The sequence below is a fragment of the Actinoplanes sp. URMC 104 genome, assembly GCF_051386375.1.
GTDB lineage: Bacteria > Actinomycetota > Actinomycetes > Mycobacteriales > Micromonosporaceae > Actinoplanes.
Genome location: NZ_JBPQTO010000002.1, coordinates 1,314,562 through 1,328,970 on the forward strand (window position 1 = coordinate 1,314,562; position 14,409 = coordinate 1,328,970).

Below are 14,409 nucleotides of genomic sequence, written 5' to 3' on the forward strand. Positions count from 1 at the left end.
GCTCGGACGGCCGGCGAAAAAATCTGTGTGCGATGGACTAGATTTTCTCGGTGGCTCCGGCTAATGTTTCTGGAGTCAGAGAGAGAGTCCAAGGAAAACGCGGACGAACGAGACCGAGCGTCAAGCAGGGCCCGGATCACTTCGTGGCTCGCTCGGCTCAGCGGCGGAAGCACGAATCGCCGCAGGCAGTAGAGCAGTACAGCACTTGGCAAGACAGCAGTTGGTAGTGCAGCAGTACAGCAGTTGAGCAGTACAGCAGTTGGTAGTGCAGCAAGACAGCAGTTGAGCAGTACAGCAGTTGGTAGTGCAGCAAGACAGCAGTTGAGCAGTACAGCAGTTGGTAGTGCAGCAAGACAGCAGTTGGCAGTACAGCAGTTGGTAGTGCAGCAAGACAGCAGTTGGCAGTACAGCAGTTGGCAAGCAAGACCTTGGCGTAGTTCCAGGCCAGGGCACCAGCTCGTCGCACGTGTTCGGGGCCATGAAGTCTGCGTGGGGCTCTGACACCGGCGGGCAAGCACCACCGCAATGCAGAAGCAGAGGAAAGGGAGGGTTCCGACACCGTTGGATCGCCCGCTACCGGCGCGAAGTTCGGCTCCGGTGCGGACACCGCAGTTTCCATCGAACGAAAGGTGGTCCTCGGTCACGCTTATGCGATCCTCGCGCCCCACGCCGACGGCGGCGGGCGCGGACAAGACAAACCGGCGAACCTGCCGGTAGATGGTGTTCTCAACCCGTAAACCCCGGGCCCCGGCGTTCCGCGCCGGGGCCCTCGTCATGAAAGCGATGTGTATGGCCCCATCCGACGACATGTTCGGAGACGACGACTATCCCGCCTACACGATGGGCCGCGCCGCGGAGATCACCGGTGCCTCGCAGGACTTCCTGCGCCGGCTCGGCGAGGCTAAACTGATCACCCCGTTCCGCTCGGCCGGCGGCCACCGCCGTTACTCCCGATACCAGCTGCGCCTCGCCGCACGGGCCCGGGAGATGGTCGAGCAGGGCACTCCCCTCGAAGCCGCCGTACGGATCATCATCCTCGAGGACCAGCTCGAGGAGGCCCTCCGGCAGAACGAGCAGTACCAGCGCCGCCAGAAAGAGGGCGCCTGACCGATCGCCTCACGGTCCTTCTCCCACCCCCCAGAGAAGGACCGTTTGTCGTCTCTAGAGAACCAGGTCGTTGACGCAGCGCAGCACCGGGCGGCTGGTGAGGGCCGCCGGGTCCAGCGGCTGCTGGGAGCGGATCGTGAAGGTGACCGACTCGCCCGGCAGCACGGTCACGGCCGCCAGGTCCGGCTCGGCCGAGGGGTCGAGACGGTCCGGGAAGATCGTCAGCGAGCGCAGGATCGACGACGCGTGGACCGTGACGCTGGTGGTGTCACCGTCGCGGGAGACGTCGGCGGTGTAGGCGGCGGCCGGCCACGCGATGTCCTTGTCCGGGGCGAAGAAGTACGTCACGCCGGTGCCCGCGACCAGGAACTCGGTGCGCGGGTCGCCCGGGGTGGCCACGTCGGCGGGCAGGGTCAGGGTGGCGGCGCCGCCAGGGTCGACCGTCGCCTGCACGGTGGCGGAGGCCAGCACGTCGCCGTCGAGGGTGCGGCGGGTCACGGTGGTGGTGAGCTCCCAGGGCGTACGGCCGTCGTTGACCGCGACCAGGGCCGGCGGGCCCGCGGGCGGGACCACCGTGCCGGGCTCGATCGGCTCCGCGGGGCCGCCGGCCGCGAGATGCGGCGGGGCCGGGTCGGGCGCGGTGAAGTCGCCGGCCGCGGGCGCGGCGGGGCGGGGCTGGAAGGTGAGCAGACGGTCGGCGTAGGCGGCGCGCAGCGCGTACCAGAGGGGCTTCTTGCGGCCGTCGCCGTCGACCGCGGCCCACGACGTCACGGGCCAGCAGTCGTTGAGCTGCCACATGATCGTGCCGGTGCAGAGCGGGCGCAGCGAGCGGAAGTGCTCGATGCCGAACGCGAGCGCGCGGGCCTGGTTGAGCTGGGTCAGGTAGTGCCAGTCGTCGAAGCCGGCGGGCTCGGGCAGGTGGTTGGCGAGACCGCGGGCCAGCTTCCGGTCGCCGCCGACGGCCTTCTGGTGGTGGGCCATGCCGGGCGAGTCGGCAGCCAGCACCTCGTCGCTGATCGCGCGGCGCAGCGTGGCGAAGGTGGGCGGCGCCTGGAAGCCGAACTCGGCCACGAAGCGCGGGCGGTAGGCGGCGTACTTGGTGTAGTCGTCGGTGTTCCAGACGTCCCAGATGTGCGTGGTGCCGTAGGCCGGGTCGTTGGGGTGACGGTCGGGCGAGCCGGAGTACGGGCTGCCGGGCCAGTACGGCCGGGACGGGTCGAGCTCGCCGACGATGCGCGGCAGCAGCTCGTAGTAGAACCCGGCGCCCCAGGTGCGGCCGTTCAGGGCGGGCTTCCAGTCCCAGTCCTCGTGGCCCCACAGGTTCTCGTTGTTGCCGGTCCACACGACCAGGCTGGGGTGCGAGGCGAGCCGCACGACGTTCTCCCGCGCCTCGGCCTCGACCTCGGAGCGGAACGGCTCCTCCTCGGGGTACGCCGCGCAGGCGAACAGGAAGTCCTGGCCGACCAGGAAGCCCATCTCGTCGGCGAGGTCGTAGAAGTCGTCGGACTCGTACCGGCCGCCGCCCCAGACCCGCAGGTAGTTGACGTTCGCGTCGGCGGCCTGCCGGAAGCGGGCGGCCAGCCGCGGGCGCGTGATCCGGTCGGCGAAGACGTCGTCGGGGATCCAGTTGATGCCGCGGACGAACACCGGCACGTCGTTGACCACCACGGTGAAGCCGTCGTCCGCGGTGTCGATGCGCGCCGAGCGGAAGCCGATCCGGCGCGACCAGGTGTCGAGCACCGCACCGTCGGTGGAGGTCAGGGCCACCTCGAGGTCGTACCGGTGCTGGGACCCGTAGCCGCGCGGCCACCACAGCTCGGGGTCGTCGACGGTGAGGATCAGCAGCGCCTCGATGCCGTCGACCGTGGCCTGGGCGCGGCGGCCGTCCACCGAGGCGGTGATGATCACGGGCTCGGCCGCGGAGGCGTCGCGGTCGAGGCGCACGCGCAGCTCCACGCGGCCGACGCCGCCCGCGACGGTGACCTGCGGGCGCACCTCGGCGAGCCGGGCGACCGACCACGTCTCGAGGCCGATCGGCTGCCAGATGCCGGCGGTGACGAGCGTCGGGCCCCAGTCCCACCCGAAGTTGCACGCCTGCTTGCGGATGAAGTTGAACGGCTCGTCGTACGCGTTGGGACGCCCGCCGAGCCGGTCGCGGTGCCCCTCGGCGTACGCGTAAGCGCTTTTGAACTTGACCTTGATTTCGTTGGCGCCGTCGCGGAGCAGGGCGCCGACGTCGAAGCGGTAGCCGCGGTGCATGTTGGCCGTCTCGCCGACCACGGAGCCGTTCAGCTCGATCTGCGCGACGGTGTCGAGGCCGGCGCAGACCAGGTCGGTGCGGGCCGAGCCGGGCTCGAAGGAGAAGCGGGACACGTACTCCCACTCGGTGCGCCCGATCCAGGCGAGCTTGGTCTCGTTCGCGTCCAGGTACGGATCCTCGATCCGCCCGGCCCGGAGCAGGTCGGTGTGCACGCAGCCGGGCACGGTGGCCGGGATGCCGGTGAGGTCACCGCCCGAGAGGGTCCAGCCTTCGTGCAAGGGTCGGTACGAGGTCACGGTTCTCCTTAACGGGTCCTGCCCGCGGCGCCGGGGCCGCGGGCAGGGTCCGGGGTTCTCAGGACTTGACGGCGCCTTCCATGATTCCCCGCACGATCTGCCGCCCGCCGATCAACAGCAGGACGATCAGCGGAACCGTGGCGATGAACGCTCCGGCCAGCACCCGCCGGTAGATCACGTAGTTGCCGCTCGCCAGGTCGGAGAGCGCCACCATCGAGGTCGGGAAGTCCGTGCCGTTGAGCTGGATCAGCGGCCACTGGAAGTCGTTCCAGGCCATGACGAAAGTGAGCAGGCCCAGCACGGCGAGCGCCGGCCGGATCGCCGGCAGCACGATGCTCCAGTACACGCGCAGGTTGAGCGCGCCGTCGATGCGGGCCGACTCGACCAGCTCGTCGGGCACCGCGTGCGCGATGAACTGCCGCATGTAGAAGACGCCGAACGCGCTGACCAGCCCCGGCGCGATGACCGCGAGCAGGGTCTGGTTCCAGCCGATCTTGTCCATCACGATGTAGAGCGCGACGACGCCCAGCTGGCTGGGCACGGTCAGGGTCAGGACGACCACGACCATCAGCGCGTTGCGGCCCTTGAACCGCAGCTTCGCGAAGGCGAACCCGGCCAGCGAGCAGAAGAACAGCGTCGACACGGTGATCACGCTCGACACGACGACGCTGTTGATCAGCGAGGCCGTGAAGAAGACGTCGTTGAGCGTGAAGACCTCGGTCGCGTTGACCAGGAACTGGCTGCCGGGCAGCAGCGCCGGCGGGGACGCGGAGACCGCCTCGTCCGTGCTGGTCGAGATGACGAACATCCAGTAGACCGGAAAGGCCGAGAACAGCAGGACGACGCCCAGCGCGAGGTAGGTGCGCCAGTTGCCGGGGGTGTCCTGCGGCGCCCGGTTCACGTACGTCGTGCTCACCGGTCTCCTCCTCCAAGGCGTCGGGTGGCCCAGGCGTTGATGCCGGCCACGACCAGGATGATCAGGAACAGCGCCCAGGACATCGCGGCCGCGTAGCCGAGGTCGAGGTCCTTCCAGCCGACCTTGTAGATCAGCTGGGCGATGGTCTGGAACTGGTGGGCCGTGCCGCCGTCGGCCGACTGCGGGTTGTCGTCGAACATCATCGGCTCGTTGAACAGTTGCAGCCCCCCGATGGTCGACAGGATCACGGTGAACACCACGACCGGTTGGATCATGGGCACGGTGATCCGCCACAACTGCCGCCACGGCGAGGCCCCGTCGACCGCCGCGGCCTCGTACACGTCCTTGGAGATCGACTGCATCGCGGACAGGTAGAGCAGGGCGTTGTAGCCGATCCACTTCCAGTTGACCATCGTGGCGATGGCGATCCAGCCGCTCCACTTCTGCGCCCGCCAGTCGAGCGGCGTCTCCTGCCCGAAGCCGACCAGCGACAGGAACCAGTTGGCCAGGCCGTTGTCGCGGGAGAAGAAGACGGCGAACACCAGCGTCGAGGCGACGACCGGCGTGAGGTACGGCAGCAGGATGCCGATCCGCCAGAACGTCGCACCGCGCAGCTTGCGGTTCAGCAGGTTGGCGATGATCAGCGCGGCCAGCAGCTGCGGCACCGTGGACAGGATGAAGATGCCGAAGGTGTTGCCCAACGCGTTCCAGAAGTCCTCGTCGCTGAGCAGACGCTCGAAGTTGCCGAACCCGGCCCAGCCGGTCAGCGTCGGGTCGTCGAGCCGCCAGTTCCGCAGCGCGACCACGCCGTTGAAGATCAGCGGGAAGACCCCGAAGATCGCGAAGAGAATGAAGAACGGCGAGATGAAGATGTACGGCATCGACTTGGTGTCGAACCGGTAGAGCCAGTGCCGGGCCTTACGGGGGGCCGGCGGCGGATCGGCGCGATGAGACGCCGGCCGGAGCTCGGTGAGGGACACGGCCACTCCTAGGGGAGAGCGGGGCGGCGTACGCGCCGCCCCGCTTTCGGATCTGTCGGGTCAGGCCTTGCCGGTCTTCGCGACCTTCTCGGCCTGCTTGACCGCCTCCGCCCAGGCGGCGTCGGACTTCAGTCCGCCCTGCTGCACCCGGCGGATGACGTTCTCCACGGCGACCCGGGTCGGGCCGTTCTTCTTGCCCAGGTACTGCGGCTTCAGCTGCGCCGCGGTGGCCGCGAAGATCTGGCCGGTGGGCGCGTTGCTCATGAACTCGTGCTTGAAGGCCAGCACCTTCGGGTCCTTGTAGAGGTCGGGCTGCGAGGGCAGGTTGCCGACCGTCTCGAAGACCTGGATCTGCTGCTCGGGCTGGACCATCCACTTGACGAAGTCCACCGCGGCGTCCACGTTCTTGCCCTGCTTGGGCACGGTCCACCACGAGCCGCCCCAGTTGCCGCCGCCGCCGGGGATCGCGGCGATGTCCCACTTGCCCTTCTGGTCGGGCGCGGTCTCCTGGATGTGGCCGAGCATCCACGCCGGGCAGGCGAGCGCGGCGAACTGGTCCTTCTTGAAGCCCTGGTCCCAGTTGGCCTGGAAGCTCACGAGGTTGGCGGAGATGCCGGCGTCGAGGGTCTTCATGCTCACGTCGAACGCGACCTTGGGGCCGCCGTTCATCTGCAGCTGCTCCTGCTCGTCGTAGAAGCCGACCGGCTGCTGCGCGAGCACGGGGTTGAACATGTTGGTGGCCGAGTCGACGAACTTCTTGCCGGTCGCCTGGGTGTACTTCTTGCCGACCTCGATGAACTGGTCCCAGTTGGGCCACAGCTTCGAGACGGCCTCGCGGTCGGTGGGCAGGCCGGCCTTCTTGAACAGGTCGCTGCGGTAGCACATGGCCAGGCCGCCGACGTCGGTGCCGAGGCCGATCTGCTTGCCGTCGGACGACATGGAAGCCTTCCACTTCCAGTCCAGGTACTTCGACTCGTATTCGCCGGCGCCCTTGTCGAGCAGGTTGACGAACTTGTCGGCCTGGTTGCGGAACTGGACGATGAAGCCCTCGTCGACCGCGGAGATGTCCGGGGCGCCGCTGCCGGCCACCAGCTTCTTCTGCAGGTCCTCGTGCTGGGCGTTGAACTCGCCGCTGTTCAGCACGATCTTGACGTTGGGGTGGTCCTTCTCGTACGCGGCCTTGAGCTTGTCGAGGCCCATGTCGCCCCAGAAGTTGACCTTGAGCGTGATCTGGTCGTTGCTCGCCTTGTCGTCGCTGTTGCCCTCGAGGCTCTGCCCGCTGCAGCCGGCGACCGCCAGGGTCGCCGCCACCCCCGCCGCGACCGCTCGCACGACGCGCTTGCCCAACCGTTCCATGACGCCTCCATGACGGAGAGAATTTACTGAACCGGATAAGTTGACGAGACGCTAAAACGGCGGGTCGACGGGTGTCAATAGCGTGTTACAACCGTGATCTGGCAACGTTGTCAGTACTCGTTAAGCGGCCTAAGTCGGACTTTCCGGTCCACGATGGTTTACAAAGTGCGGTGTGGTACCCAACACTTAACCGATCAAGACACGCCCCCGCCGATCGTTCATCCGGGCGGGCTTACGCGTGAGAGCGCTCTACCGATTCCTGCACCGGTAAACTCCGTCGGTAGGCTCGGCGGGACCAGAGGAGACCGAGTGAAGCGGCCGACGATCGCCGACATCGCGCAGCGGGCGGGCGTGTCCAAAGGCGCGGTGTCGTACGCGCTGAACGGCCAGCCCGGCGTCTCCGAGGCGACGCGTCAGCGCATCGTCGCCATCGCGCAGGAGATCGGCTTCAACCCCAACAGCGCCGCCCGGGCACTGTCCGGGGCGACCGCCCGGGCCGTGGGGCTCACGCTCAGCCGGCCCGCGCGCATGCTCAGCATCGAGCCGTTCTTCATGGGTCTGATCAGCGGCTTCGAGGCCGAGCTCGCGGCCCGCTCCTACGCGTTGACCCTGCAGGTCGTGGCCACGCCCGAGCAGGAGGTCGAGGTCTATCGCCGCTGGTGGGGCGAGCGCCGCATCGACGGCGTGATCGTCACCGACCTGCGCGAGCACGACGTGCGCATCCCGGTCCTGCAACAGCTGCAGCTGCCCGCCGTGGTGATCGGCGGGCCGGGCGACACGGGCCGCATCGCCCAGATCTGGTCGGACGACGCCGGCGCGATCACCGAGACGGTGCGCTACCTGGTGGCGCTCGGGCACCGCCGGATCGCCCGGGTCAGCGGTCTGCCCGGGCTGCTGCACACGCAGACCCGCACCCGGGCCTTCAACGACATCTGCGCCTCGCTGGGCCTCACCGAGGCGGCGACCGTGCCGTCGGACTACACCGGCGAGGAGGGCGGCCGGGCGACCCGGCGGCTGCTCATCGGCGCCGACCGGCCCACCGCGATCATCTATGACAACGACGTGATGGCCGTCGCCGGGCTGGCCGTGGCGCAGGAGATGGGCCTGGCCGTCCCCGGCGATCTGTCGATCGTGGCCTGGGACGACTCGCCGCTGTGCAGCCTGGTGCACCCGCCGCTGACCGCCCTGTCGCGCGACATCGCCGAGTACGGCGCCTACGCCGCCCGCGAGCTGCTGGCCGCGATCGACGGCAAACAGGTCGGCAACGTCGAGGCCGGCACCGCACACCTGACCCCGCGCGGAAGCACGGCGCCTCCGCGTTAGGCCCGGTGGCTCTCCAGGTACGCCTCGATGCGCTCGGCGGGCGCGGGCCGGCCCAGCGCGAAGCCCTGCCCGTAGACGCAGCCCGCCTCGGCGGCCCGCTCGATCTGCTCGTCGGTCTCCAGGCCCTTCGCCACGATCTCGAGGCCGAGACGGCGGCCCAGGCTCACCACGACGTCGATCACCGCGGGGCCGTGCCCCGCCGTGGCCTCCGAGGTCGCGCCGACCAGCGAGGTGTGCAGCTTGAGCATGTCGACGGGCAGCCGCCGCAGGTGCGACAGCGAGGCCTGACCGGCGCCGAAGTCGTCGAGCGCGGCCCGCACGCCGAGCTTGCGCAGCCCCGCCAGCGAGGCCACTATCGCGGGCACGTCCTCCGCGATCCACTCCTCGGCCACCTCGACCACGAGGCGTTCGGGCGCGATCCCGTACCGCTTGAGGGTCGCCGCCACCCGGTCGGGGAAGCGGGCCGTCAGCAGCTCCCGCGGCGAGACGTTGACCGACAGCCAGAAAGCGTGGTCGCCGCCCGTCCACGCGGACAGATGCTTGCAGGCCGCATCGAGCACCCACTCGTCGAGCTCGGCCGAGATGCCCACGTCACGCGCGATCGGCAGCAGCTCGCGCGGCGGGATCGTGCCCAGCTGCGGGTGCCGCCAGCGCAGCAGCGCCTCGACCCCCACCGGCTGCTGGTCGCGCAGGTCGACCACCGGCTGGAACACCAGGTCGAGCTCGCCCCGGTCGGCCGCGCCGAGCAGCTCACGCTCGAGGTCCATGCGCCGGTTCAGTTTCATCTCGACGTCGGGGTCGTACCACTCGACGCGGTCGAGCCCGAGCTGGCGGGCGCGCTTGCGGGCCAGATCGGCGTGGCGCAGCACCTGGTCGGAGTCGATCGCGCCGGACAGCTCGGCGAGCCCGATGCTGGTGTGCAGCTCGACGGTCGTGCCGGGCAGCTGGTACGGCTCGGCCAGCGCGGTGGCGATGCGGGTGGCCAGGGCGTACGCCAGAACGGCCCCGTCGGCCGTGAGCACCGCGAACTCGTCGCCGCCCAGCCGTGCCGGCAGGTCCTCGGCGCGCAGCAGCGTGCGCAGCCGCCGGCCCACCTCGATGAGCACGGCGTCGCCCGTCTCGCGGCCCCGGCTGTCGTTGATCTCGGCGAGGCCGTGCAGGTCGATGACGAGCAGCGTGCCCTGCTGGCCGGCGCGGCGGCGGTACGCCAGCAGGTCGCGCATCAGCGCCCGCCGGTTCGCCAGCCCGGTGAGCTGGTCGGTGTAGGAGAGCTTGTGCAGCGTGCGCTCGAGGTGGCGGCGCTCGCCGATGTCGCGTACGTGCACCACCAGCGCCGCGACCTCGGGGACCGCGCGCTGGTCGGCGATCGTCGACTCGGTGTCGCGCCACAGCTCGGCGCCGTCGCGCATCCGGGCGGTGACCAGCGCGGGCGGGCCGTCGGCGTGGGCGCCGGCGAGGACCGAGTCGATCACCTCCTGGGCCGCCTCGACGTCGTCGGGGTGGATCAGGTCGCGGAAGGCCCGGCCGACCACCTCGTCGTCGGCCAGCCCGAAGAGCCGGGACGCGGCCGGCGACTGCCACTTGACCCGCAGCTGCTCGTCGAGCACCAGCGTGAGGTCGGTGGCGCCGGCGACCAGCGAGCGGAAGTGCGCCTCGGCGGTCTGCAGCTGGCCCGCGTACCGCCGGATGTCGTGCACGACCAGCAGCTCGCGCATGGCCAGCACGGCCACCATCGCGATGCCCAGGATGATGCTGGTGGGGTCGAACGTCCGCGAGACCACGAGGTGCCAGACGGCTGCCACCACGCCGACCGCGGCGGGCACGGCGAGCAGCGGATAGCTGGCCAGGTATTGATCGGGACCGCGCGCCTCGCGGGTGGCGCTCCCGTCACGCCGGGAGCCGCCCTCGACCGTCAGCGCCAGGCCGGCCACGACGGGCAGGCCGCACAGGGCGACCACGGACCCGCTCGCACCGCCGCCGAGCACGGTCGCCAGCGCGCCCAGGCCGCCGATCACCAGGATCGCGCCGAGCCCGCAGCGGACCGCGGGCCAGCGGGGCGGCCGCCCGCGGAGGATGGCGACCAGCACGATTGCGATGCCGGTGGCGCCGATCAGCGTCACGGGCAGGCCGAGCGGGTGCCCCGCCTTCTCGGGCGGGATCAGGTAGCCCGCGAAGGCCAGGCTCACACCCAGCCCGAGGCCGTCGAAGGCGCGCCGGGAGTGCAGCACCCAGCCCCGCCCGGAGCCGGGCAGCAGCAGCGTGCCGACGGCGTAACCGGCCGCGGCCAGGCCCAGCACGACGGTCACCCACGTGCCCGCCGACGGCGGCGACAACAGCGTGACCAGCGTGGCGAGGGTCGCCGCGAGCGCGCCCAGGCCGATGAAGCCGGCGCCGCGGCAGGCCACGACCGTACGGTCGGCGTGGTGGATCGACAGTGCGGCGCGGACGAGGTGAATGGTGGCCCACAAGCCGCAGCCGCCCGCGCCCACGGCCAGCGCCGGCCCGGGCGGGACGACCCCCGCGACGCCGAGCAGCACGATCACGGCCGCCGCCACGGGCACGCCGAACCACACCCGGCCGCGGGGCCGGGTGGCGTGCGTGGGGGGAGGCACTGCCAACGTCGACGGATCCTCTGCGATGCTCGCCGGACAGGGGTGGGGGCTCGAGGGTCGCTGCATCGGACAACGAGCCCTACCCGAACAGGTTACGGCCGGGTATTACGCCTGCGCATACCCAGAACCGTCTGCTATGGAACCAGGCCGATCGGACGACCCACCCGCGACGGACCGGCACTTCGGCCGGGTGGGAAGATGAAAGCGTGTCCAAGCCCCTGCTTCGCGTCCGCAAAACCGGCGCTCTCATGGTCGCCGCCGGGATCGCGTTCGTCGGCGCCATCCCGTTCGCGGGCGCCCGGTGGGAGCTCACCCCGATCCTGCTGATCCCCGCCGCGTTCTTCGTCTGGGCCTGGCGCGCCGGCACCGACGTCTACCCCGACGAGCTGCGGGTCCGCGCGCTCGTCGGCAGCACCCGGGTGCCGTGGGCGCGGATCAGCGAGCTGGCCCCCGACCCGCGCGGGCAGGTCTCCGCGCTGCTCGACAACGGCAACGTCATCCGGCTGACCGGCGTGACCCGCGACAACCTGCCCCGGGTGCTCGCGGCCGGCGGGCAGGAGATCGGCCACGCCGACTGATCCACCCGGGTCTTCTCAGCTGACCTCGCTACCCTGGGGTGCGTCGAGTCTCGAGGAGGTCGAGTGATCGTGCGTACCCGCCGGGCCCGGGCCGTCGCCGTGACGCTCGCCGCCGTGCTCGGGCTCGCCTCGGCGTGCAGCTTCGGCCCGCCCGATCCCGACCAGCAGGGCGCCCCGCCCAACCTGCCGACGCCCTCGGCCGAGCTCTCCGAGGACGCCGAGGAGCCGGGCGCCGGCAGCCAGGAGGTCGTGGTCACCGAGCTGGCGCGCGACCTGGCCGTGCCGTGGGGCATGGCGTTCCTGCCGGACGGGGCGGCGCTCGTCACCGAGCGGGACACCGGTCGCATCCTGCGGGTCGGCCCCGAGACCGAGAACGGCAGCCTGACCGTCACCGAGGCGCAGAAGGTGACCGAGGCGCAGCCGTCCGGCGACGGCGGCCTGCTCGGCATCGCCGTCTCCCCGAAATACCAGACCGACAAGACGGTGTACGTCTACTACTCCACCGCCAAGGACAACCGCGTCGGCAAGCTGACGCTCGGCGGGCGGCTCCAGCCGATCCTCACCGGCATCCCGCGCTCGCCCGACGCCAACGGCGGAGCGCTCGCCTTCGGCCCCGACGGCCAGCTCTACGCCGGCACGGGCGACGGCACGTCCGACGGCGCCCAGGCGCAGAACCCCAAGAGCCTCGGCGGCAAGATCCTGCGGATGACCACGGCCGGCAAGCCCGCCCCCGGCAACCCGGCGAAAGACAGCCTGGTCTGGAGCTCGGGGCACCACAACGTGCAGGGCCTCGCCTGGGACAAGACCAAGCGCCTGTACGCCAGTGAGAGCGGGCAGAGGAAGTCCGGCGAGCTCAACGTGATCGTCAAGGGCCGCAACTACGGCTGGCCCCGGGCCGACGGCGCGGGCGGCGACGCCAAGCTGGCCAACCCGATGTTCAGCTGGCCGGCCGGCGACTCGGGCTGCTCCGGGGTCGCCGCGCTCGAGCAGACCGTCGCCACCGCGTGCCTGCTCGGCGAGCGGATCTACCTGCTCAACGTGACCGGCAACGGCACCGTGCTCGGCACCCCGCAGGAGGTGCTCACCAAGGAGTACGGCCGGCTGCGCAGCCTGATCGCCGCGCCCGACGGCTCGCTCTGGGTCGGCACGTCCAACCGTGAGGACGGCGGCGAACCGCGCCCCGACGACGACAAGATCATTCGACTGGTCTTCTCCGACGGCGGCGCCGGCCGCAGCTGACCGTGCCACGGTGGGAGGGACAGCACGGTTTGACGGGCGACAGGGCGGGGCAGGTGAGCCGGCGATGACCTCGACGACGATCCGGCAACGCCTGGTGACCGCCCTGCGAGCCGTCCGCGGCAGCCGCTGGAGCAGACGGGCCGGCATCGGCGCGATGATCGGGCTGATCAGCATCGCCGGCGTGATCGTCGGGACGATGATGTTCGCGCACGCGACCGTCAACGTCGGGCCGTTCCGCGCGGAGATGTCGATCAGCCCGTCGGTGCTGGGCGGCACCGAGGTCGACCTGCCGCCGCTCGGGTCGCTGCACCTGGACAGCCACGACGGCCCCATCCACCTCAAGGTCAACCTGGGCTCGCTCGACCAGAGCCGCACCGAGGCGCTGATCGACGACCCGGCGGCGCTCAGCTCCGCGGGCGAGAACGCCGTGACCGACGTGCGCAACGGCGTCATCCGGCTCGGCGTACGCACGCTGGGCATCGCGGTGCTGAGCACGCTGGTGCTCAGCACGCTGATCTTCCGCAACGTCCGCCGGATCGCCGCCTCGGGCATGACCGCGCTGGTGGTGACCGGCGCGAGCCTGGGGCTGGCGGCCGGCACGCTGCGGCCCGACTCGATCGCCGAGCCGCGCTACGAGGGGCTGCTGGTCAACGCGCCCGCCGTGGTCGGCGACGCGCGCCGGATCGCCGACAACTACGGCCGGTACTCCGAGCAGCTCCAGCAGATCGTCAGCAACGTGAGCCGGCTCTACACGACGGTGTCGTCGCTGCCGGTGTACGAGCCCGCCGGCAACACGACCCGCATCCTGCACGTCTCCGACCTGCATCTGAACCCGTCCGCGTACGGGCTGATCCGCACGGTCGTGCAGACCTTCGAGATCGACGCCGTCATCGACACCGGCGACCTGGTCGACTGGGGCAGCAGCGCCGAGACCGGCTACGCGTCGTCGATCCCGTCGGTCGGCGTCCCGTACATCTGGGTGCGCGGCAACCACGACTCCGCCTCGATCCAGGCCGCGGTGGCCCGCCAGCGCAACGCCATCGTGCTCGACAACAAAACCACCACGGTCGACGGGCTGACCATCGCCGGCATCGGCGACCCCGAGTTCACCCCCGACAAGAGCGAGACCCCCGCCGCCGGCGACGCGGACGCCGACCCGGCGCAGACACCGCTGCTGCGGGCCGGCAACCAGCTGGCCGACACCATCCGCGCCTCGGACAAGCCGGTCGACATCGCGCTGGTGCACGACCCGGCGATGGCGCCGCCGCTGTCCGGCGTCGTGCCGCTGGTCCTGTCCGGCCACCGCCACCAGCGCGAGGTTTCGCTGCTGCCGGCCCCCGCACCGGACGCCGACGCGTCGGCGTCCCCGGCTCCGTCCGCCGGCGCCGCCACTCCCGCCGCGGCCACGCGGCTGATGGTCGAGGGCTCCACCGGCGGGGCCGGGTTGCGCGGGCTCGAAAAGGAGGAGCCGACCCCGCTGAGCCTGTCGGTCCTCTACTTCGACGAGAACCGCCAGCTCAAGGCGTACGACGACATCCAGCTCGGCGGCACGGGCCAGTCCAACATCGAGATGCAGCGCAACGTGGTCGGCGCCGAGCCGGAGGAGACGCCCTCACCCTCCGGCTCCCCCGAGTCCAACCCGAGCCGCTAGCTCTGCCCGGCCGTTCATCCCGACCGGTCCCGGTTCAGCCGCCACCGATGCCGTTCATCAGCGCCGCTCACTCCGACCGCCGGCCACTGCC

11 protein-coding genes are annotated in these 14,409 nt (G+C 70.7%); 5 read left to right on the forward strand and 6 right to left on the reverse strand.

Annotation, left to right across the window (positions count from 1 at the left end):
* Positions 1 to 157: 157 nt before the first annotated feature.
* Entirely contained in the window at positions 158 to 619 is a 462-nt protein-coding gene (locus ACSNN8_RS07075) for a hypothetical protein (protein WP_436647721.1), read from the reverse strand.
* Between the two features lie 188 nt (positions 620 to 807).
* Between ACSNN8_RS07075 and ACSNN8_RS07080 the strand changes: the two genes are divergently transcribed.
* On the forward strand, positions 808 to 1,107 hold the full coding sequence (locus ACSNN8_RS07080; RefSeq protein ID WP_436647723.1) for a MerR family transcriptional regulator: 300 nt from the start codon (positions 808 to 810) through the stop codon (positions 1,105 to 1,107).
* Between the two features lie 54 nt (positions 1,108 to 1,161).
* On the opposite strand, the gene ACSNN8_RS07085 is transcribed toward ACSNN8_RS07080, so the two are convergent.
* Genes ACSNN8_RS07085 through ACSNN8_RS07100 form a run of 4 tightly spaced genes read right to left on the reverse strand, consistent with a single transcriptional unit; the run spans position 1,162 to position 6,915 of the window.
* Entirely contained in the window at positions 1,162 to 3,663 is a 2,502-nt protein-coding gene (locus tag ACSNN8_RS07085) for a glycosyl hydrolase 2 galactose-binding domain-containing protein (RefSeq protein WP_436647724.1), read from the reverse strand.
* 58 nt (positions 3,664 to 3,721) lie between these two features.
* A complete protein-coding gene (locus tag ACSNN8_RS07090; RefSeq protein WP_436647726.1) occupies positions 3,722 to 4,579 on the reverse strand; it encodes a carbohydrate ABC transporter permease in 858 nt (285 codons plus the stop codon).
* Positions 4,576 to 5,559 carry a carbohydrate ABC transporter permease gene (locus tag ACSNN8_RS07095; protein WP_436647728.1) on the reverse strand — a complete coding sequence of 328 codons (984 nt, stop codon included), beginning with the start codon at positions 5,557 to 5,559 and terminating at the stop codon, positions 4,576 to 4,578. The genes ACSNN8_RS07090 and ACSNN8_RS07095 overlap by 4 nt, the downstream gene beginning before the upstream one ends.
* A 60-nt stretch (positions 5,560 to 5,619) precedes the next feature.
* Positions 5,620 to 6,915, reverse strand: coding sequence for an ABC transporter substrate-binding protein (locus ACSNN8_RS07100; RefSeq protein WP_436647729.1), 1,296 nt, complete (start codon positions 6,913 to 6,915; stop codon positions 5,620 to 5,622).
* A gap of 309 nt (positions 6,916 to 7,224) precedes the next feature.
* Here ACSNN8_RS07100 and ACSNN8_RS07105 point away from each other — a divergent pair, with 309 nt between their 5' ends.
* Positions 7,225 to 8,238, forward strand: a complete 1,014-nt coding sequence (locus tag ACSNN8_RS07105; protein WP_436647731.1) for a LacI family DNA-binding transcriptional regulator — start codon at positions 7,225 to 7,227, stop codon at positions 8,236 to 8,238.
* Here the strand turns inward: ACSNN8_RS07105 and ACSNN8_RS07110 are convergent.
* On the reverse strand, positions 8,235 to 10,850 hold the full coding sequence (locus tag ACSNN8_RS07110; RefSeq protein ID WP_436649446.1) for a putative bifunctional diguanylate cyclase/phosphodiesterase: 2,616 nt from the start codon (positions 10,848 to 10,850) through the stop codon (positions 8,235 to 8,237). The genes ACSNN8_RS07105 and ACSNN8_RS07110 overlap by 4 nt on opposite strands.
* A gap of 248 nt (positions 10,851 to 11,098) precedes the next feature.
* On the opposite strand from ACSNN8_RS07110, the gene ACSNN8_RS07115 reads away from it, so the two are divergent.
* The 3 genes from ACSNN8_RS07115 (at position 11,099) to ACSNN8_RS07125 (ending at position 14,318) form a co-directional block, all read left to right on the forward strand.
* Positions 11,099 to 11,428 carry a PH domain-containing protein gene (locus ACSNN8_RS07115; protein ID WP_436649448.1) on the forward strand — a complete coding sequence of 110 codons (330 nt, stop codon included), beginning with the start codon at positions 11,099 to 11,101 and terminating at the stop codon, positions 11,426 to 11,428.
* A 63-nt stretch (positions 11,429 to 11,491) separates the two neighbouring features.
* Positions 11,492 to 12,667: a PQQ-dependent sugar dehydrogenase gene (locus tag ACSNN8_RS07120; protein WP_436647732.1), complete on the forward strand. Its 1,176-nt coding sequence runs from the start codon at positions 11,492 to 11,494 to the stop codon at positions 12,665 to 12,667.
* Between the two features lie 64 nt (positions 12,668 to 12,731).
* On the forward strand, positions 12,732 to 14,318 hold the full coding sequence (locus ACSNN8_RS07125) for a metallophosphoesterase family protein (RefSeq protein ID WP_436647733.1): 1,587 nt from the start codon (positions 12,732 to 12,734) through the stop codon (positions 14,316 to 14,318).
* Positions 14,319 to 14,409 lie beyond the last annotated feature (91 nt).

Coding starts and splice junctions, on each gene's coding strand:
- ACSNN8_RS07075 (WP_436647721.1), bottom strand. CDS start 619: ATGGAAACTGCGGTGTCCGCACCGGAGCCGAACTTCGCGCCGGTAGCG.
- ACSNN8_RS07080 (WP_436647723.1), top strand. CDS start 808: ATGTTCGGAGACGACGACTATCCCGCCTACACGATGGGCCGCGCCGCG.
- ACSNN8_RS07100 (WP_436647729.1), bottom strand. CDS start 6,915: ATGGAACGGTTGGGCAAGCGCGTCGTGCGAGCGGTCGCGGCGGGGGTG.
- ACSNN8_RS07115 (WP_436649448.1), top strand. CDS start 11,099: ATGGTCGCCGCCGGGATCGCGTTCGTCGGCGCCATCCCGTTCGCGGGC.
- ACSNN8_RS07125 (WP_436647733.1), top strand. CDS start 12,732: ATGACCTCGACGACGATCCGGCAACGCCTGGTGACCGCCCTGCGAGCC.